Raw genomic sequence first — 19,200 nt, forward strand, 5'->3', positions numbered from 1 at the left:
TCCCTCAGCCCTGACCTTTGGCAACCTGCTGCAGCTGCGTCATCAGTCTCCCAAGGTAAGCCTCGGTCAGGTGTGACGCATCCGGTGAGCTGTATGTCACTTTCAGACGGCTGCCGGCGCCGGACTTGACCACTTCGAGCTCAAGGCGATCATTGCCTTTCCATTCCTGCCCCATCTTGTAATAACTGCCCCGATTTGCTGACCAGACCGGGCGTGCTTCATCAATGGAGCTCGCGCTCCAGTCACCGTGCTGATCACGCTGGCGCAGACTTTCAAGTTCCTCGGAGGAGATGAACTGATAATGACTTTTCAGGCGCGCCGCTGCGGTATCAACGTCCACCGCGAGGCTATAAGTATGATGCACGTCCTGCCGGGGCCCGGAAATACCGGCTCGGGTCATCCATGGCATGCTACCCTCACTGGAACTACCGCTACCACCGCTTGCCAGCGAATGTGCAGCGTCACTGATTTTCTGGTTCCACTCGCCCAACTCAGTGCCTGCACACCCCGTTAACAACAACGCGGCGCAAAGAACACCTAGCATCAAAAAAGACTTTACCTGTCGATTCATCATCATGATTTAGCTACTTTTTTTGAAGAAGTGGACAATGTTGGCACAGAAGTTTTATTGAGTGGGGGCGAAAAAGCGGAACGCGATGTGCCAGACATAATGTCTGCGTCAGGTTCCCCCAGACGCTTGACCGCCTCCATACCAACCGGAGTTTGAAGGCGAATATCATCACGCGTTACAGCTACAGATCGGTACTGCTGCACAACCCCATAAACCTGCCGTACCCAATGCCCCCCCTGGCTCAGCAAGTCATCCCGCTTTTGACGGGAGATCAACCCATAGTGCCATGCCTGAAATGCTTTCATAGCCAGTTGATCAAATCCAACGAGTAACCAGACACAACGATACCCGAGCGGAGTACGACTAAATACACCGATATTCAGCGGTGATACTGATGAGACTTCTGACATCGAGACCTGACCCGGCAAGCTGGATAAGACGTTATCAAGTTCTGCGACTGCGCTCTGCAATCGCGCGGTGCCACGTTCAATAACCTGCTCCAACGACAACATCGCGCCATCGGCATAAGGGTTGTCAGCGTTTGAATCAGCATTAATTTTCCCTGCTCGGGCGATGACCTGAGGCATGCTGACTATTGGTGGTTTATTTGACTCTTTCTCACGCTGCCGTCCCTCCCATAACAATATTGCATATTGTGTATGCAACTGGACGGTTAACGTCGATTTGAGCGCTCCTGCGCGAGTTGAAGAGGGTTTGTTTTCTTTATTGCTTGATGAATCAACCATTTTAAGCATCCTGTTTAACTTATGTGTGGCTTGAAATAGTTGCGCCAGCTTGTCCTGGCAACAATCCAAAACTCTTTTTGCATGACGAACAAAAACTCAAAAGGCTATCCCGTTCACTTCTATCCATTGCTGCCAGTGGCAACGGTGCATGCTTTTTAACCAGTGCTGCCAGTGGCAGCGCTGGTGTATTTTTAAACAACTTGATTATCTGCACTCACGACTCATTTTTTTGCCCGCATCATTTGCTGACGCAATTTGGCCACAACACCGCTTACATGGTCCCGCGACGCCAGGTGTTGACGGACTGGACCTGTTGGTTTTGCTGGCGACGCAGAGCAAGGTATTTGGCGTCGCGGTACAGGCCTGGCAGGTTCAGGGGATTTGGCACTCGCATACAATTCACCGTTTCTGGCGCGCTTGATGACCGCCAGTAGCCAGCCAGTGGGATTATTCAGGTTGCCTTTGGCCATTGCCTGCTCAAGACTCTCCAGCACCTGACGGGAAACCTCTGCAGGCAATGCCTTAAGCTGGGCACCAATCTGCCGCTGATCATCCGTCGCTATGATGTTCTGCAGTTCGGCCGGCAACTCAGGTACGTACGTTGTTTTATTCACACTCTGTGTGAAAGAACGTACGTTACAGTTCGGTTTCGTTGATGCACCGTAAGTTACTGATTTAACCATGAGTTCGGAAAGCGAACTCGGTGTTTTGCCTCCCTGTTTTACACTGGGTTCGGTATCCGAACCGGGTTTAATTTGACTTAGTTCGGTATCCGAATCCGGGGATTTTTTACTGAGTTCGGCGTCCGAACTGGGGATATTTTCCTGTCGTTGAGACACTCTGACGGCCATCTGTTGCGGGGTTTGTGGCGACTCCAGCCGTTCAGCAATCGCCGCCATCTGGGAATGCTGATGACGCATTGTCGGATCATGCTGAATATCCGACAGTACCGACCAGGCCGTCTGGCTGACGGTGCGGTTTTTATGCGCACAGCCCATGGCGACCGTATCCAGCCAGGTCGGATCCAATGTCTCCGCATCACGGGCCGAGAGTGGTTCATCGTGTTGGGCATAGATATTCCCCCTCACCCGCCCTTGGCCGTCACGCACACGCCGGCACAAACTGAGCCAGCCGGTCAGCCGTAACATCAGCAGCACGCGGCTGACGGTCTCGCGAGACGCCTTACCATTGAAGGGCGAGGCAAGCTGCAGCTGCAGCTCGTCATAGGTCGGGAACACTGCGCCCTGATTCTGTTGCGCGTACAGGCGGATCATAATCCACGCAGTTTTATCCAGCGGTGACAGACGGGTGTCCAGGAGCAACCGGCGGGGGATGGAGTCATGCACATTGCCCATGTACAGGAGACCGCTGCGCAGATTCGTGACATCGGGATTCCCCGCGTGCTTTTCCGCGCCTATTCGCTCCGCCAGGCGGGCATCCATTTGTTCGAGCGTAAAGGTGATCAGGCTGTCATCAGGTGTTTTGTTTATGCTCATCGATTTTACGCATCCTTTTACGCTGCCCCCGCCCACAGGGCGAAGGCATCAAACGGTTGTTGGCCTAACGGCACTCAGGCCTGTACCCGATACCAGGTACAGGGTGAATGTCATCACTTCCACAGTTCGTTGTTGTAGCGTTCATGGGTCAACAGTTCCCAGTCATCACCACTGTTTCGGCTGAGCAGTCGCCAGCTGGTACCGATATCAATCTTCATCCAGGCACGCCCGGGGGCGTGCTTGCCTTTGACATGAAGGTGCTTGTAGTTACGTTCCCCGCGGCGGAAACGCCTGACCTGCTCCTTCGCCTTTCTCTGGCAGGATGGCGGCGCCGAACGGGGGACCTGCAAACCCGGCATTAACATCACAGGCTTCATGCCAGCCTCCTTGTATTTCCTCCCGGCGTAGCGCGTGGCGTACGCACAGCCTGAATGGCTTTTCTGGCCGTCGCAGTCTGAGGGGCATCGAAGCTGCGGACGGCGTGCCAGACAGCCGTCAGAGAAACATCCATCTGTTCGGCGGCCAGCATCATGACGTCCAGTCCATCGGCACTGGAGGCGTCATCGACGTCGGATTTTTGCCACTGGCGCCACAATGCCGCGTTCTCGTCGTCGCTGAGCGCTGCACAGCGCCCCTGGCGAATACTGATACCGGTCATGCGCCGGCGGGCGGCAACTTCAACGGTGGAAAGGCCAAAATAGTGCTGCATCATTTCGATAGAGCCCCCCAACGCCAGTGCACGATCAATCCGCTGCATACGTTGCTGCTCACGGCGCGCATGTTGCAACATCAATGAGAAATTCTCGTGATGGATTTGGAAGGTCAGCACCGATACCGAGCTGTTCATCAGGTAATGCAGATCTTCAATGGTCAAACCGTGCAGCAGTTGCATCTCCTCCGTGGTCAGCCCCAGAGATTCACAGCGGCGGATATAGCCTGATTTAAGTTCCATCACGAGCTGAGTGAGCAGGCTGTTCGTCGCCTGAGACAAGCTATTACTCATAGTGAAGCCCCCCGATTTCTGAAAAATATCTCGAAAAAAAAGCAAACAAGCATGCCAGCAACACCATGGAAACGAACAGGAATGGCAACGCTGAAATGAAGTTTTTGCCCTTGTCCTTAAACCACGTTCTGGGATCAGGAACGTCGCGCATAAACAGGAACCAAAAAATGAAGGACAGCATTGTGATAAGGAATAGATAAAGGTTCATGAATTGCGTCCTCCCTGATAACCAATGCCAGTGGTCACAGCCCCCTGAACACCCTGGTGTAAACGGGCGTTCTGGCCTGCTTCGAATCCACGTAATCGGGCAATATCATCACCGCGGCAGGTTTTCGGGGCGCGCGTTTGCAACTCCCCCATCTTTTGGCTTTCGAGCCAGGTTCCCATCAGCTCGCATTCCTGTTCAGTAACGGTAAACGTCGTGATGACTCTCCGGACGCCGGCAACCCAGCCGGCACGAAACTGCTCAGCTCGGGCACGCCGCGTGCTCATGTTCAGGCGCTTATTCTGGGTTTTCAGGTAGTCTGCAGTCGCATCTTTCAACTGCCGGCTCAGCACATCGAACGCATAAGCCGCAACGGTCGGCCGCTCACTAAAACCGTAGAACGTCACGTTGCGGCGCGGGCCCGACGCGGTATCCCGCCAGGAAAAATACAAACGGCATCCAAAGGCGCGGGCAATCGCCCACGCCAGCCCGGACATCCATTCAGGCAGTTTTTGTTTCGCTTCGGAAGGTGCTCCCTGGCTCGGTGCCGTCTGGATAGATGACAGGCTGGCTTCCAGCTCGCTGATGCCATATTTTTCCATCAGTTTTTGCGCCCGGGCTAACGCCAGTCCAGCCTCACGCGCATTGCTGTTGCTGCGAGCCAGCTCAAGCAGTTTGCGCACCAGTTTCACCAGGCGCGCCTGTCGTTGTGAATGGCTCATCAGGCTGTCTCCTCTGTTGCAGATAAGTCACGCTGCAGTTCACGCAGACGGCGTAAGACGCGAATAAGGCGCATTAATTTCACGGCATGAATATCGTCAAGCAAAGGCCAGTCAGCCGCATTTTCCGACCCGATAAGGGCTTCATTGAGCGAGCTGGATGAGGCACCGTCCGGGTTGTTGCCGGCAAGGGTCAGGAGTAATGCGGTAAAGCGAGAGGGACGTTCGGCAGTCAATGCATAGCCGGCAGCCTGCAAGTCGGCTTTATCGACTTTGATTTCAGCCTCGCAGCCCGCCACTTCGGCCAGTTCGAATGCCAATCGGAAGGTGATCACCTGCAGGTGCTCGATATCATCCTGCAGGGCGGAAATAGCCCAAATAGAGAAGACCGGCTCAAGTCCTACCTCGGCAAAAGGCACCTCTGCAACAGGGGGTACACCTTGCTTTGGCTGTGTCACGGTATTGCTGTGAGGGGCTGTCGTCTCATGAGGGTCCGGCAGGGGGACGGTGGTATTCTCATCGTCTAAAACCGTTTCAACGTCCCCCGACAACATCGGAGGCGCACCATACAAGTCAGGCTGAGTTTCAACACGGCGTTCAGTTTGAGTTGCAGGCGTTTCCTCTTCCTGAGCGTTCTGTGATTCATCATCGGCATTTCCCGTTGATTCATGCAACGCGCTGTCCAGCACTAAAGAAGATCTTTCTCCCTGTACTTCAGGTACCGTCGGTCCGCCGATATTTCCCTGCTGCAGTGCTGGCGCCAGTTCGACAGTATTGCTTTCGCCTGACAGCTCAGGCGTTAATGCCGGCTCAGGCTCACCGAGGTGCTTGCGCCGGTTTTGCTCTTTGGGATCGAGCTCCAATAGCCAGCGGTCATAATTGAGCAACGGGTGTGGCAACGCGTTGATGAGCGCACCAATCAACTCATCACGGAACATATCCAGCGAATAGTCCTCGGGCGAATCAAAATGGCTGCATACATCACCGAAAACGGTATCAAATGGCTGCTTTGGTTCTTGGGTAATACAGTGCTTCTGCCAGGTGGTTTCTGCATGGGATCGCATAGCCAGCAACTGCAGAATTTGTGGACGCCCCAGGCCTGTCTCCAATAAATGAGGCATATAGGGATACAGGTACTGCACCGTATCCTCCATCCTACTGATACTGGAATTATGGACGGGGTAACCTTGTGCGGTAAGAAGTGTCGAGAGTTCACGCAGTGAGACGGCTTTCCCCAACTCCGCTTCATATAAAGCCCGGGCCTGTCGAATGCCAAACGCTTTTTCAATGAAGCTCAGATCACCACGTACCTCATTCTCGGCAAGATGACCAATCACGCAGGATAATCGTCCTGGCCAGGGCTTGAATACACAAGAGAAGCGATAAAACCGTTCTTCTCCCGTTTCCTGCCAGAGCTCGGAAGGAATGGCATAACGCGTATTGCCTCCATCACTGAAAAAATACCCCAGCTCTGGACGTTCCGGATCACGAGTCACCTTCGGTACCGTATCGAGACCTCGAGCTAGAATTGATGACTTAATTTCCTCATATCTCGGATTACGCGAGGTTCGTGGGTTATCCGGATTCGGGTTCACTTCATCCAGGGTCAATACCAACGGCATTTCACTGACAGGGGTTTCCGCCAGCACAGGGGCTAAAGGTTGTGTGCCTGCTGCAGTCTTGCCCTGCTGGAGCAAAGCACTGTTCAGATCGAGGATCTTGGTTTTAGTACGCGCCATAGTTACGCCCTCCCCGAGTATTGGTCATACTGACCATCGTGGAAGTCACTGAACGCGGTGAATTGCCCTTCAAACTTGACGCGAACGGTGCCCGTTGCCCCCTGACGCTGCTTACCAATGATAATTTCTGCCGTGCCGGCATCATCAGAGTCAGCGTAATAGACCTCATCCCGGTAGATGAAGGCGATCACATCGGCATCCTGCTCCAGCGCACCAGAGTCTCGCAGGTCACCATTAAAGGGGCGTTTGTCAGCACGGCTTTCCAACTGACGGTTCAGCTGAGACAACGCCACAACGGGACAATCAAGTTCTTTGGCCAGCGCTTTCAGACTGCGGGAAATTTCTGAAATTTCCTGGGTGCGGTTTTCCTGGCCAGGGCAACGCATCAGCTGCAGGTAATCGATCATGATTAACCCCGGATTACCATACAACCGGGTATAGCGCCGTGCTTTGGAGCGTAGCAGTGCAGGGGTCAAATACGATTCATCGTCAATAATCAGGCGGTTTTCCAATGGCAACAACCGCTCCATCGCTTTGGAAATGCGCGCCCAATCCTCATCATCCAACAGGCCGCTGCGCAGCCTTGAAAGTTCAACCCGCCCGTCAACAGCAATCAGGCGTTGGAGCAACTGCTCGCGCGGCATTTCCAGGCTAAAGAAGAATGCCGGTTTCTCCGTGCCTCGAAGTGCACCGGTGTAAGCGCTCAACGCAAAGGCGGTTTTACCCATCGACGGCCGTGCGGCAAATAAAACCAAATCCCCCGGCTGCAAACCACACGTCATCACATCAAGCTCTGAGAAGCCGGTCGGGGTGCCTGTGATACCATTACCGCCATTCACCGTCTCCAGATAGGTCACGACAGCATTCAGCCCATCGGTCAGGCTGACATTTTGCTGTGAATGGGTTTGCTCAGAGAGCTGGAACAATTGCTGTTCTGCCCTTTCGGTCAGGGCCACAGAGTCTGCGCGGGGATGAGCAGCATCAGCGCTCAATTCACGTCCGAGCTGCAACAGGCTACGCAGTCGACTGCGTTCAGCGACAATCCCGGCATAGGCGACAATATTGGCTGCGCTCGGTGTGTTTTTAGACAACTCCGCCAGATAGGCAAAACCGCCGACCTGCTCGAGCTCACCATTTTGTTCCAGTGACTCATGGAGAGTAATCAGATCAATCGGCTGCTGAACAACCATCAGACGAGCCATCGCCTGGAAGATTCGGCGATGTACCGCCAGATAAAAATCACGATCTCCAACTAATGGCAGAATGTCATCCCAACGCTCGTTATCCAACATCAAGCCACCGAGAACGGCCTGCTCGGCATCCAAAGAATAAGGAATATGCATATCAACCATGACGCACCTCCGATCCTTCACCGTCAGTTGTTAACGGGTGCCCAAGAAAAGTCGGGCAGCAAGAACAGACACCCAGCCCAGTTTCACGATTGACCTTGAGCCAACTGCATGGTTTGCTGTTTTTATCCAGACAAGCATGGCCATCTGTACAACCGCACCCTACGCAAGTTGCCTCTTTTAGATGAGTATTCTCGGCATCGGCGCCACAGATGTGCTCAAGCACCGCGGCGGCCTCATACGGAGCCTCGGCCATTTCGTGAAGACATTCGGCATCATAGAAGCTGGCAGCATGATTGGTTTTTGCCATCATCAACGCATGCATTTTCAGCATGCGGCGCAGTACATTCTCCATGGTTTCCAAATTACGGTTAAGCACATTGATGTAAGCCAGTAACTGTGGTGCTACAGCGGCCAGATAACCATTAGCCCGTTGCTCCTCAAGACTCACATCACGGCTCCCACCGTTATCCGACCAGTGCTCAAGCCCAAGTTTTTCCCAGTCTGGGACAATCGCGACATTAGGGATTTCCACATGCTCGAAGCCGTTGACATCCACGACAGTGACACCATCGCTATAGAGTTCAAGAACCTGCCAGGATGCAGGTGCGGCTAACTCGCGCTGTTCATTAAGAAAGGTCACTAGCTGTTCAATATTCATTGATTTGCCTCCTGACGTAGAACGTCGAAGTCGGCAACCCAGTGAGGGAACAACTCGCAGGCCAGCTCATACATAGTGTCAGCAGCAGCGAGTGTTGATGTACGGGTGGTGGTTCTTTCGAGACGATGAACAGGTTGTCCGGAAGCATGCCCCATTTTGTAGATTTCCAGCTTGGGGATGATGGTGTCGAGAAGGGAGACGTCGAAGGTATCTGCACGCAGATACTGCCCGTTTGCGATAATGCCGCGCAGACTATTCAGGGTCTGCCAATCCAGATTCGTGTACTCCATGCAGTTCGTCAGAATACGGATACGCGGTAACGCAATACCGTAGCTGGTCAGCGGCAATAATCCCTCCATCAACCCCAATGTGCCACGCAGAAACTCACGCGTATCCGGCAATATAGGCTTGATAACACCGACAGCGAACTCCGTACTGGCAACCAGAATCAGTTCGAGCATCACAGACGCCGCGCCTTTGGAGTCAATGATGATGACGTCGTACTCGTTGAACAAAGGGTGCTGCAGAACATTCTTCAGCCGCATACGACCATCAGGGGCATGCAACATGGCAGAAGATAAACGGTCGTGGGGATCGTTGGAAACGATGACATCGAGATTAGGGATAACAGAACGGGAGATGATTTCTTCGGGTTGGTTGAGATCGACAGTCTTCATCAACAGTTCATACAAACCGCTGGGTGCCTCGTATTCCAGGGAGAAAATGCTGCTTGCGGTGGGTTGGGAGTGGTCACCATCGATGAGGAGAGTTTTTTTACCTGCATCGGCAAGGAAGCCGGCAAGGTTGGCGCTTTGAGTAGATTTACCCTCTCCGCCTTTGGTTGAAACCATAGGCACAACTTGAGGCTTAGTACTGTTAGAAACAGTAGCGGCTTTTGTGACGATATTTTCCATGTGTACACTCGAATAAAGTATTCGATGAGTACAAATTCGATGCAGAAACTAATTTCACACTGCGATAATTCAACTTGCTAGCGAAGAGAGGATTGAAAATCCCCGTGTCCTTGGTTCGATTCCGAGTCCGGGCACCACTATTTAGAGAACCCAGCCTATGGCTGGGTTTTTGCTTTTCAGTGACTGGACTCTCCATCGAACTGCGTTCGATTATTCGGCCAAGGGCCTCACCCTACGGGCCAGCGCTAAAGCGCTGTTCAACGCGGCGCCAGCGCCGGTTGTCCGAGTCCGGTCGCCCTATTCAGAAGAACCCGCCTATGGCGGTTTTTTTGCTTTTCAGGGAGTGGACTCTCCATCGAACTGCGTTCGATTATTCGGCCAAGGGCCTCACCCTGCGGGCCAGCGCTAAAGCGCTGTTCAACGCGGCGCCAGCGCCGGTTGTCCGAGTCCGGGCACCACTATTTAGAGAACCCAGCCTATGGCTGGGTTTTTGCTTTTCAGGGACTGGACTCTCCATCGAACTGCGTTCGATTATTCGGCCAAAGGCCTCACCCTGCGGGCCAGCGATACATGACGAATGCTTCCTTGTCTGCTTAAGGTGTCCTCTCAGAGACGTTGGCTCCAGGGTAACCGGATTACCGTATTCTTGGCATTAAGCGTGAAAATGGCGATGCCAGGCGAGCAATACCCAATTTCGTTGAGGCGGGCACTACTCTCTGGTAAAAACGCTACGCCATACAATGCCGAAGCAGCGTCAATGATGACGCCATGATGCCAACCGACGGGAAGAATGGCCGAGTTCTTGAATAGATAACTGCCTTTTCTTCATCCGCTGCGCATGTTTGTAGAATGAATAGATGCTTAAACAGAACAAGAATATCGCGAAATAAAACAAATCCACTTAACCTTTCCCTTGGTGTAGATAATACCCAACGTAAATTACGTACAGCTACCATCACTGCCAACGATAATAATTCACCGAACTTATATTTTGAGTCGGAACAACAGGATATTTAATCAATAGCCACAAAAAAAGCAGGGAGGATAACCCTGCTTGTCATTTAAAAATAAATATTACTGGCATAGCGGCGAGTATTTTTTCATAAACGGCGATTCACAGATCGCATTCATTACTTCGCCTTTATCTTTTTCTTTAGGCTTGGCGCCTGTGTTGGTGTTGCCCGCACATTGCCCACCCTTTTTCCCCTGACCATTGATGCATTGGCCAAAATCGCTATTGCCGGCGCCGCTGGCGTTGCCATTATTACCCTGCACGCTCTGATTGCCATTAAAACCGGCATGAGCATAAGACGCCATCATGATGCAGGCGCCGAGAAGCAAAGCTGTCGTCTTTTTCATAACTTTCCCTTTTTGTTATTTAATAAATGAATAAAACAAGAATTAATATTCCCCTGATAAATTTTAATCATAATCCACTATCCTTTAGCGCTCTAAAGATAACAGATGGGAATAATTAAAATTATCCCCCATCACGGTTAGGAATACTCTGCCTCTGGCGATAGTAACCAATACATAAAATCATGGCTGCGGTTTAACATCAGCTTACCCATTACCGAACGTTTATGGCTGTGCACCGTTTTAACGCTCACCCCCATTATTCTGGCGGTTTGCGATTGATCCAACCCACGCCGCATATAGCCAATAACCTGCCGCTCACGGGGGTCAGCGCCTGACCGGAAAAATGGCATACCGGGCCGGGATTGGCCAGGGCATCGGTCAGCAGCGTAAACAGGTATTGCTGATCGTCAGTGCGGTACAACACCCGGCTTGTACGCCTGGCTACAAGGGTCTGCCTTTCTTTAATGGTGACGACGTGTGCCTTTGAATAGGTAGCCCAGCATCGGGTGCGCCGGATCTGCGAGGTCAACACGATGTCAGGCCACTCATCACTTCCTGGCGGCAGGAAATGCGCGACTTTATTATACTGCTGCGCATATCTCGCAATGCTTAACCGCAAGCCGGCGGCAAAATAGCGGTTTTCGTCATCAATCACAATATTGATTGGTTTCATTGTCTGAGCCTCCTGTAGGCCTATTTCCCCTTATTTGCCAAACGAGAAACCATTCCTGATAAACAGCCCGGTAAATTTTGCCCCCACCGTTATTCATTTTACGCAGCCTTCCGCTTAAAATACTTTCAGCGGAAGGACCAAGAATAACAGCGCCTAATGAAACGTCTCGCTGAAAATCGCATTCCTAACGGGGTAACACATTCATAACGCCCGCTCCCATTAAAAATGGGGGCTGGCCGTTTAGTCACTGTTATATGATTTCTACTATCGCTACCACAGGCACAGAAAACGGGCCGGCATGCGACGTATTATTATTCCTGAGATCACCGTCGATAAAGATTTCTCTATTGCCGCCAGGCACTTTGACATAATCCTCGCCCACGCCGGTGATCAGGTCTCTAAACTTCAGGCTGGCGGTCATCCGCCCGTCCTGGCTTAACGACATGTTGGTGACATTGGAATTAAACTTAACGCGTAAGTAAGCCTCGCTGGCACAATTTACCTTAATGCTTCCCGTGGCCTGCCGGGCCGTAACGTCGCTGCTGAATGAGCCAAAGTCAACGATGGCATTCGTGTCAAGAATATCGCAGCTGTTCGTCCTGGGTATCTCTGGGGAACAGCCGAAAGGGCCACTCCATTTACCGTTAATTGCCACACCGAAGCAGAGTCGAAGAGGCCAGGTGCCAAGCTGGTTTATATCTCTCGTCGAGTTCGTTCCATTGCGCCCTAAATACCTGACTAACGGCGCAAGCTCCCCCATGGTTTTGGCCGTTTTCGTGCTGGTCTTGCAATCCGCCGTGTTGCAACTGCTGTTGGTCTCAGCCAACGCCACAGAGACACGTGGGGAGTTCGATAAGGTCATTACCACAGATAACTTGCATTCTCTTTGCCCATAACATGGGTTGGGTTCCTGCGACTCCGGTAAAATACGGAGAAACGTAAAAGAGAGAAAAGCATAGGACCCACTTGTAGGCTCTATACGAGGAATAGCCTCAAAATTAGCGGAGCTGGCCGCATTTATGCCGCCGAAAAATATGATTAGCACTAAAAAAATCTTTTTCATCTGGTTACCCTGCCGGCAAAATGAATTATCCGACCTCGCCAATGGCGAAAATATTCCGCCGGTTAAGTGCCGTCGGTGTGCCTCTTTCCACCGCGTTTATAACGCGGCGGCTTTATTGCTGCCGCAGCCCGGCACCGGAGCAGTGCAGCTTCGGTGCCGGTCTAACGCTTTACTCATATATGGCGGTCATGGTCGCCGACGCGGTGAAATTTCCCTCAGGTAAACCCGCGTTCTCTCTGCCGATCGGCACGGCGTAAAACTTAGGCGGATTATTCTGATCGGCAACCACCACCTTGGTGTTAGGCACATAGGTTTTATCCGCGTCCCCTTCGATGATACGCAACCCGAAATTAGCAAATTGCTGGAGGGGTTGGGCCTGGATCGAGCTGTAATCCCCCCATGGGACGGTCGTATAGCCCAGCATCACCTTAAGCTGGCCGCTGCCTGGTGAACCGCCGCTGCAGCTGACGGTGTAGGGGATCGGCATTTTCTTGTAGGTTTTACCATCAACCTTGGTGCTCACCACTTCCGCAAAATCAACGCTGATATCTTTACCCGTGTTGAGGACGCAGTCGGGTGCCGCCACCAGCTTCCCGGTAAAGTTCACATTTATCGCCTGCGCCGCGCCGCTGGCCAGCAACCCCATGCAGGCCAAGGCGACCAGCCCTGGAATATATTTCATCTTCATCTCCTTATTGAACCTCGACTAATAATGTGGCGGAACTGGAAAAATCCCCGCCACTCAACCTGGCGCCGCCGCGTTTGACCGGTACGGCATAGAGCAGTGGATAATTGGGATAAAAAAAGTTATGCCACTCGTTCAGCTTTAGCTGCTGGCCATTTTCGAACAGCAGCTTGATCGCCAAATCGTCCTTCTCGCGGGTACGCAGCAAACCGACGCCAAAATTTGAGTTCTCGCCCTGCAATGACACTTTCATATTTCCGTTCGAGCCGGAGGTATCGCCGCTGCAGCTCACGCTATAGGGGATCTTTTTCTTGCCGTAGTTAACGCCGTCAATGTCTGCGATATTCAGTTCGCCGAAGGGCACATCGATGTCATTGCCGCCGTTGATTTCACACTTTGGTTTCGCGAGCACTTCGCCTTTCACCGTGACATTCACCGTCGCAGCCTGCGCCAGCTGGCCAAAACTCAGCACCGCCAGCAGGGTGAGCGCCGAAGCGGCAGCGGTGCTGGCCGCCAGCGCGCAGCCCAGAAGGAGATATTCGCCGCCGATGGCCAGCGTGCGTCGCCCTGTATCGCCCATACCGTCCACCTCAGTCATAGTTCAGCCGGAAATCGATCGCCGCGCGGTAGGCACCCGCCAACAGCGGCGCACGCGTACGCTCCGCCATCACATAAAACTGCAGCCCGTTATCGCCCAGCGCCAACAGCTGCGGCCGGCTGCGGCTGCCCAGCCGCACATCGCGGTTATCCGCATCCAACAGCCGCAGCCCCAGGCCTTCGGCGCCCTGCACCTGCACCAGCTGCGGGTTATCCGCATCGGCCGGGGCGGTGAAGCTCACCGTTACTGCCGGCTGGTAGGCATCCCACAGCCGGTAACCGAGGCGAGTGTCTCTGATGGCTGCCCCCATGCGCGTGCAGTCGCGCAACCGCAGTTGGAAGGCCACTGGCTGCGTGCGGTTGCCGGGCACTGCCAGGCTGCTCGTAGTGGTTTCACCCAGCCAGATATCCTGGTAGGCCGAAGACATCTCCAGCAGGCAGGCGCCTTCGGTCAGCGCGCCATGCACAAACAACATGCCGTGGTTACCAGGCTCTGCCCGGCTCCCCTGGCTCGTCAGCAAAACCAGCGCCAATAACGCCGCCTGGCCTGCCCGTCGCGTTAAAGCGTCTCTTCCCTGGCTATTGCAGCCGTTATCGATTCTTTGCATGAGTTTCCCTGCCGCTTCAACTGATGGAGCGCCGCTGCCGGCGCCGATTATCCTTGCTTCTCAGGCATCGCCTGACAATCGCCAGCGCCACATTTGAAGGTCAGATCCGGGCGGCCGCCGTAGTCATTGATATAAGTCAGCACCGGTGCATTGCCCAGGCCAGTGGCGCCTAACATGACGCTACCTTTCGGCGGCACCATCAGCGGTTCAAAACCGGCGGCGGTTTTACCGCTCTTGCTGCTGCGGGCATCGACCAGCGTGATGTAATACGGGGTCGGGTTATTGGCTTTAAAGCCCGCGCCCTGGCGGGTCAGCGTCAGCTGTTCTTGCCATGGGTTGAACGCGGCGTTTTTGTTCGGCACGATCGCCGCCGGGCGGTAAAACAGCTTGATGCGGGTCTGCAGCGCGATCTGCAGCGTGTTGGCCTTGGTGCTCTTCGGCGGGATCTCGCGCAGATTGAAGTAGAACAGGCTCTCGCGATCCTGCGGCAGCGCCTTGGCGGCCGGCAGCGCCTGCACCTTGACCTGGCTTTGCGCGCCCGGCTCCACCCGCTGCACCGGCGGCAACACGATCAGCGGGCTGTTGATTTTTTCACCCTGCTCATTCTCCAGCCAGCCCTGGGCCAGATAAGGCAGCTGCGTGTTTTTATTGGTGATGTTCATGCTGACCGAGCTATCGCCGCCGTTTAAAATCACGCGGGTGCGATCCAGCGCGATGGCAGCCTGCGCCTGGCCGCTCAGCAAGGTGGTGGTCAGCAGGCCGGCTACCGACAGCGTTTTTACAGTGTTGTTTCGCATAATAAGCTTCCATTTGGTCAAAAATTGCATTTACGGATTTTCCGGGGCATCTGCCTGGCCTTCACTGCCTGCGGCCACGCGCCGGCACGGCAGCAGCAGATCGCTCAGAGCAACATCCGTGCGCAACGCCGGCAGATCGATTTCACATTGCGCCTTCCCTTCCCAATGCACCGTCATTTGTTCACCGGCGCGGATACCGCTGAGGTAAACGCTGCCGCCGTCATTCACAATCCCGGTTTGCTGCCTGCGGCGGTTGAACACCTCGGCGCCAAACGGCGGTGTGCTGCCGTCCGCCAGGCGGATCACCGCCATGGCTTTCTGGCCGGAAATCACGTTGAAGCGCCGGTAGCCAATCGCCCCTTCGGTGAGCGTCGCCTGCACCACCGACTGCGTCGCTTCAGCCTCGTCCGATAAGTTGGTCAGATCGATGCTCGCCCGGCTGCGGTAAAAGTTGCCGACGTCCGTCACCACCGCTTTGCCAAACATGTTGGTACGGCTCGTGGCGCCATAGCCGCGTACCGGTACCCCGGCCACGCCATCGGTGTCCAACAGCAGACGGGTGCCACCAAAGTTCCCACTGCGGTGCAGCGCCGCCCCCTGGGCGGTCAGCGTGGCGCCCCCTTGCAGACTCATGCCTAACGAGGAATACTGGCCGCTCTGATAACTCACGTTGGTATCGATACGCGCCGCGTCGCCGTCGTGGCTGTAAAACGCGCTGGCGGATTCACCGCTGCGCGAGGTGCCGGCGGTCAACTGGTAGTTGTTGTGTTCATCCAGCCGTTGGTAGTAACCCACCCGCTGGTTGTTATTGTTACGGTTCCACGAGCTGCTGTAGCTGAGGTTGGCATCCCCTCCCCACGGCACCGTCAGGCTCAGATACATACCGTCGTCGTTGGTCCCTCTGGACTTATTGCGATAGGCCGAGAGTGAGGCGCTCAGATTTTTCCACGCTCCCAGGTTGAAATAGCGCGACAGCGCCAGGCTGTAGCGTTCGTCGGTCGGCTTATCCCAGTAAGTCTGGTGGTCGTAGTTGAGATAGGTACTGATCCCCAGATCGCGGAACTGCTTGTTGAACGTAATGGTGTACATTTCCCGACTTTTGCCGTTCCGCAGGCCGTGATAGCGCGCGTCCAGGTATTCGCTCATGGTCATAAAATTTTCTTCCGAGAAGCGATAACCGGCGAAGGTGATTTGGCTGTCGTATTCATCAAAGCTTTTCGAATAGCTCAAGCGGTACGAGCCGCCTTTTTTGGTGCCGTCGTCGATCGGCAATCTGGCCCGCGAATACGTGGTATCAAACGACAGCGCGCCGAGCACCAACAGATCGCGCCCCAGCCCCAGCGACAGCGCGTTATAATCGCCACCGGCGATGGCCCCGCCGTACAGCGACCAACCATTGCTGATCCCCCAGGAGAATTCACCAGCGGCGAAGGTTGGCCCTTGCACATGGTGCTCCCAGTTCGACGGCCGGCCGCCGGCAAACTTGAAGCGCACCATGCCGGGGCGCGTCAGGTAAGGAATGTTGGCGGTGTCCACCTGAAACTGCTGCACGCTGCCGTCTTGTTCTTCAACCTTGACGTCCAGCTTGCCCATTACCGAATCGCTCAGATCCTGGATGCGGAACGGCCCGGCGGCAACCTGCGCCTCATACAGCACGCGGCCCTGCTGGCTGATGGTGACTTTGGCGTTGGTTTTGGCGATGCCGGTCACCTCCGGCGCATAGCCGCGCAGGTTAGGCGGCAGCATGTTGTCGTCCGACACCAGGCTGAAGCCGGTAAAGCGGAAGCTGTCGAACAGGTTGCTCTGCAGCGAATCCTCACCCAGCGCCAGGCGCGCGCCCCACTGCGGCAACGCGCGAAAAGCGTAATAGCGGCTCCAGTCAAACGTTCTCTGGCTCGATTCCCCTGAGCCGGTCTGGTGATTGAGGCTGGTCTGCCAGTCGGCCCGCAGTCGCCAGGCGCCCAGGTTGGCACCCACCGCACCATTGCCGCCCAGGCGCTGCGTCTGGCCGCTGCCGTTGCGGTTCTTCTGCACCTGGCCGTTCAGGTTGTAGTCCAGCAGCAGGCCGGGAATGCCGTTATCCCAGCGCGCCGGCGGATCCCAATCCGGTGTGGAGTACTCTAAATAGGCCTGGGGAATGTTCAGATACAGCGCCGACACCGCCAGATCGCCCCTGGCCTCAATGCCCTTGAGGCTGGTCAGATCCAGGCACTGCTCGTTATGCCACCAGCGCAGCTGCTTGAGAAACTCGGTTTTAAGGCCCAGTTTTTCAACCAGCTGCGGCGAGACGCAGGCCGCACTGCCATCGGGATCGTTTTCCGGCGGATAAAAAGCCACCGGCTGCTCATCCAATGACTGTTTGTTCACCAATACCGTCATGCTGTACTTGCCAGGCATAATGTAGGCGCCTTTGGAAAAGCGGCCGAGATCGATATTTTTACGATCGTTGATATCCAGGATGTCGGTGTTGAACTGAATTGCATCATCCGCCCGCCCCTGAAAGGCCAAGCCGCAGAGAGCCAGAGAAATACATATCCCTAATAAACTTAACGGGAGTGCCCCCGATTTAAATTTTCTCGCATCCATGATCCCGCCAACCTTTAACTTATTTATAATCAGTAGTAATCCAATTTAAAACGAATGGCGGAGCGGTAATCCCCTGCGCGCAATACCTGGCTGTTAGCCACCAGCTGCATTGAATAATTCAATCGATAATCTTTTGTTAGGGTATTTTCTATTGACATCGGCACCCCAGGGTAAATATCCGCACCGATGCTATCGACAATGCGCAATGCAATACCGCGGGCGTCGCCGATGACGCCGAAGTTTTTTCCTTCTGCATTACCGTCAAATATCATGCGGAAATGCTGGCGTCCAGAATTAGCGGAATTATCACCCGACAACCCACAGTTCACTAATTTCAGCGTAAAGGGGCGGGTTAGCCCGTGCCCATCGCGGGAAATTTGTTCCACCGGCAAAGTTTTCATGTCGATGGTTTGATCACGGCTGGCCGACTCAAGGGCGCAGGCCGCGTTGACAATAGCGCCTTCCATATTGACTCTTCCCCAGCCAATAACCGAAGCCGTTGCCGGCATCGCCTGGGCCGTAAAAATCGCGACCAATAGGGAAGGCGCCACTACATTTTTGCCAATAAGGGCCATAGAGATTATCCCTTGCAAACAGGAATCCATTCTGGGGAAAAGCATGCGGGCTACCCCGCATGCTGGCATTATTCAGATAAAGCGCTTATTGATAGTTCAGCGCGAAGTTAACCACGCTAGTGAATGCACCCGGAACGATAGTATCCAAAGCGCCACCATTACCTTTCAGGAAGGCGGTGAATTTCAGGTCAGCTGTTTCCTGGCCTGCTTTAATACCCTGACCTGCGGTCGCCTTGCCCAACTCAATCACGGCATTACCGTTTTCGTCATCGGTCATAACGATACTCGCCCCTTTAGCAGTGCTGCCGCTGCCAAACCCGATCATTTTATTATCCGTGCCAGCCGCGCCGCCAGGCTGACCGGTGAAGGTGGTCTGCACTGTCTTCTGTGTGGCGCTGGTGCAGTCTTGCAGCTTAATGGTAACCGGCTGTTTTAATTGAGACTCACGGCCGTCCTTCAGGCTCAGGTTGGAGATCTGCCCCATTTTAATAGTTTGATCGATATCGCCCGGAGCGATAGAGCATGGCGCATCGATGATTTCACCGGTGAAAGTGACGGTACCGCTACCCTGATTCGCAGCCTGGGCCATCATAGAAGAAGCACCGAAGGCCAATACCGCTGCAATCATAATTTTGTTCAGTTTCATAGAGATTCCTTACATTCCTTAGTAAGTAGTGGGAAGAATTAAATCCTTAAGTCACGCATGCAATGCGGCAGCTTTATTCCTGAGATTCCTGCGCATTGTCTCCGTGGCTAATACGCTGCGTTTCCGCGCCCCGTATCAGTGGAAACAAATTTACACTTAGCGCTCTCAACTTGAAACGTTATATCGCAAAATACAAAAAACACGGGAT

The 19,200-nt window shown here is 54.1% G+C and carries 22 protein-coding genes; all 22 read right to left on the reverse strand.

What is annotated here, in order from left to right; translation table 11 throughout:
- Positions 1-4: 4 nt before the first annotated feature.
- The 22 genes from FHU12_RS20635 to FHU12_RS20740 all read right to left on the reverse strand — a co-directional run bounded on the left by FHU12_RS20635 (position 5) and on the right by FHU12_RS20740 (position 18,992).
- Positions 5-577: a hypothetical protein gene (locus tag FHU12_RS20635; protein WP_141971516.1), complete on the reverse strand. Its 573-nt coding sequence runs from the start codon at positions 575-577 to the stop codon at positions 5-7.
- Positions 574-1,317, reverse strand: a complete 744-nt coding sequence (locus FHU12_RS20640) for a PFL_4669 family integrating conjugative element protein (RefSeq protein ID WP_141971518.1) — start codon at positions 1,315-1,317, stop codon at positions 574-576. The genes FHU12_RS20635 and FHU12_RS20640 overlap by 4 nt, the downstream gene beginning before the upstream one ends.
- A 19-nt stretch (positions 1,318-1,336) precedes the next feature.
- Entirely contained in the window at positions 1,337-1,531 is a 195-nt protein-coding gene (locus tag FHU12_RS20645; protein ID WP_141971520.1) for a hypothetical protein, read from the reverse strand.
- 7 nt (positions 1,532-1,538) lie between these two features.
- Positions 1,539-2,813: an STY4528 family pathogenicity island replication protein gene (locus FHU12_RS20650; RefSeq protein ID WP_141971522.1), complete on the reverse strand. Its 1,275-nt coding sequence runs from the start codon at positions 2,811-2,813 to the stop codon at positions 1,539-1,541.
- Positions 2,814-2,926: 113 nt separating this feature from the next.
- On the reverse strand, positions 2,927-3,190 hold the full coding sequence (locus tag FHU12_RS20655; RefSeq protein ID WP_043143926.1) for a ParE family toxin-like protein: 264 nt from the start codon (positions 3,188-3,190) through the stop codon (positions 2,927-2,929).
- Positions 3,187-3,816 carry a DUF2857 domain-containing protein gene (locus tag FHU12_RS20660; RefSeq protein WP_141971524.1) on the reverse strand — a complete coding sequence of 210 codons (630 nt, stop codon included), beginning with the start codon at positions 3,814-3,816 and terminating at the stop codon, positions 3,187-3,189. The genes FHU12_RS20655 and FHU12_RS20660 overlap by 4 nt, the downstream gene beginning before the upstream one ends.
- A gap of 204 nt (positions 3,817-4,020) precedes the next feature.
- The gene (locus FHU12_RS20665; protein ID WP_141971526.1) at positions 4,021-4,743 is read right to left on the reverse strand and encodes a DUF2786 domain-containing protein; all 723 of its coding nucleotides are present in this window, start codon (positions 4,741-4,743) and stop codon (positions 4,021-4,023) included.
- Positions 4,743-6,479 carry a ParB family protein gene (locus FHU12_RS20670; RefSeq protein ID WP_141971528.1) on the reverse strand — a complete coding sequence of 579 codons (1,737 nt, stop codon included), beginning with the start codon at positions 6,477-6,479 and terminating at the stop codon, positions 4,743-4,745. Before FHU12_RS20670 ends, FHU12_RS20665 begins: the two co-directional genes overlap by 1 nt.
- 2 nt (positions 6,480-6,481) lie before the next feature.
- Entirely contained in the window at positions 6,482-7,831 is a 1,350-nt protein-coding gene (gene dnaB-PI / locus FHU12_RS20675) for an SPI-7-type island replicative DNA helicase (protein WP_141971530.1), read from the reverse strand.
- Entirely contained in the window at positions 7,824-8,489 is a 666-nt protein-coding gene (locus tag FHU12_RS20680; RefSeq protein ID WP_141971532.1) for a hypothetical protein, read from the reverse strand. The genes dnaB-PI and FHU12_RS20680 overlap by 8 nt, the downstream gene beginning before the upstream one ends.
- Positions 8,486-9,403 (reverse strand): ParA family protein, encoded by a 918-nt coding sequence (locus FHU12_RS20685; RefSeq protein WP_141971534.1) that lies wholly within the window; start codon positions 9,401-9,403, stop codon positions 8,486-8,488. The genes FHU12_RS20680 and FHU12_RS20685 overlap by 4 nt, the downstream gene beginning before the upstream one ends.
- A gap of 1,074 nt (positions 9,404-10,477) precedes the next feature.
- Entirely contained in the window at positions 10,478-10,762 is a 285-nt protein-coding gene (locus FHU12_RS20695; RefSeq protein WP_141971536.1) for a hypothetical protein, read from the reverse strand.
- Positions 10,763-10,899: 137 nt separating this feature from the next.
- A complete protein-coding gene (locus FHU12_RS27475; RefSeq protein WP_311770113.1) occupies positions 10,900-11,112 on the reverse strand; it encodes a helix-turn-helix domain-containing protein in 213 nt (70 codons plus the stop codon).
- On the reverse strand, positions 11,019-11,435 hold the full coding sequence (locus tag FHU12_RS20700; RefSeq protein WP_260440752.1) for a hypothetical protein: 417 nt from the start codon (positions 11,433-11,435) through the stop codon (positions 11,019-11,021). The genes FHU12_RS27475 and FHU12_RS20700 overlap by 94 nt, the downstream gene beginning before the upstream one ends.
- Before the next feature lie 250 nt (positions 11,436-11,685).
- Positions 11,686-12,498, reverse strand: a complete 813-nt coding sequence (locus FHU12_RS20705) for an MrpH family fimbial adhesin (protein WP_141971538.1) — start codon at positions 12,496-12,498, stop codon at positions 11,686-11,688.
- Between the two features lie 169 nt (positions 12,499-12,667).
- Positions 12,668-13,180 (reverse strand): fimbrial protein, encoded by a 513-nt coding sequence (locus FHU12_RS20710; RefSeq protein ID WP_185742335.1) that lies wholly within the window; start codon positions 13,178-13,180, stop codon positions 12,668-12,670.
- Positions 13,181-13,190: 10 nt separating this feature from the next.
- Positions 13,191-13,781 (reverse strand): fimbrial protein, encoded by a 591-nt coding sequence (locus tag FHU12_RS20715; RefSeq protein ID WP_141971542.1) that lies wholly within the window; start codon positions 13,779-13,781, stop codon positions 13,191-13,193.
- Entirely contained in the window at positions 13,774-14,388 is a 615-nt protein-coding gene (locus FHU12_RS20720) for a fimbrial protein (protein WP_141971544.1), read from the reverse strand. The genes FHU12_RS20715 and FHU12_RS20720 overlap by 8 nt, the downstream gene beginning before the upstream one ends.
- Before the next feature lie 47 nt (positions 14,389-14,435).
- Positions 14,436-15,185: a fimbria/pilus periplasmic chaperone gene (locus FHU12_RS20725; RefSeq protein ID WP_141971546.1), complete on the reverse strand. Its 750-nt coding sequence runs from the start codon at positions 15,183-15,185 to the stop codon at positions 14,436-14,438.
- Between the two features lie 30 nt (positions 15,186-15,215).
- Positions 15,216-17,771, reverse strand: coding sequence for an outer membrane usher protein (locus FHU12_RS20730; RefSeq protein WP_141971548.1), 2,556 nt, complete (start codon positions 17,769-17,771; stop codon positions 15,216-15,218).
- Between the two features lie 29 nt (positions 17,772-17,800).
- On the reverse strand, positions 17,801-18,346 hold the full coding sequence (locus FHU12_RS20735) for a fimbrial protein (protein WP_141971550.1): 546 nt from the start codon (positions 18,344-18,346) through the stop codon (positions 17,801-17,803).
- A gap of 85 nt (positions 18,347-18,431) precedes the next feature.
- Entirely contained in the window at positions 18,432-18,992 is a 561-nt protein-coding gene (locus tag FHU12_RS20740; RefSeq protein ID WP_141971552.1) for a fimbrial protein, read from the reverse strand.
- Positions 18,993-19,200: the final 208 nt, after the last annotated feature.

This window comes from Serratia marcescens (genome assembly GCF_006715005.1).
Classification (GTDB): Bacteria; Pseudomonadota; Gammaproteobacteria; order Enterobacterales; family Enterobacteriaceae; genus Serratia; species Serratia montpellierensis.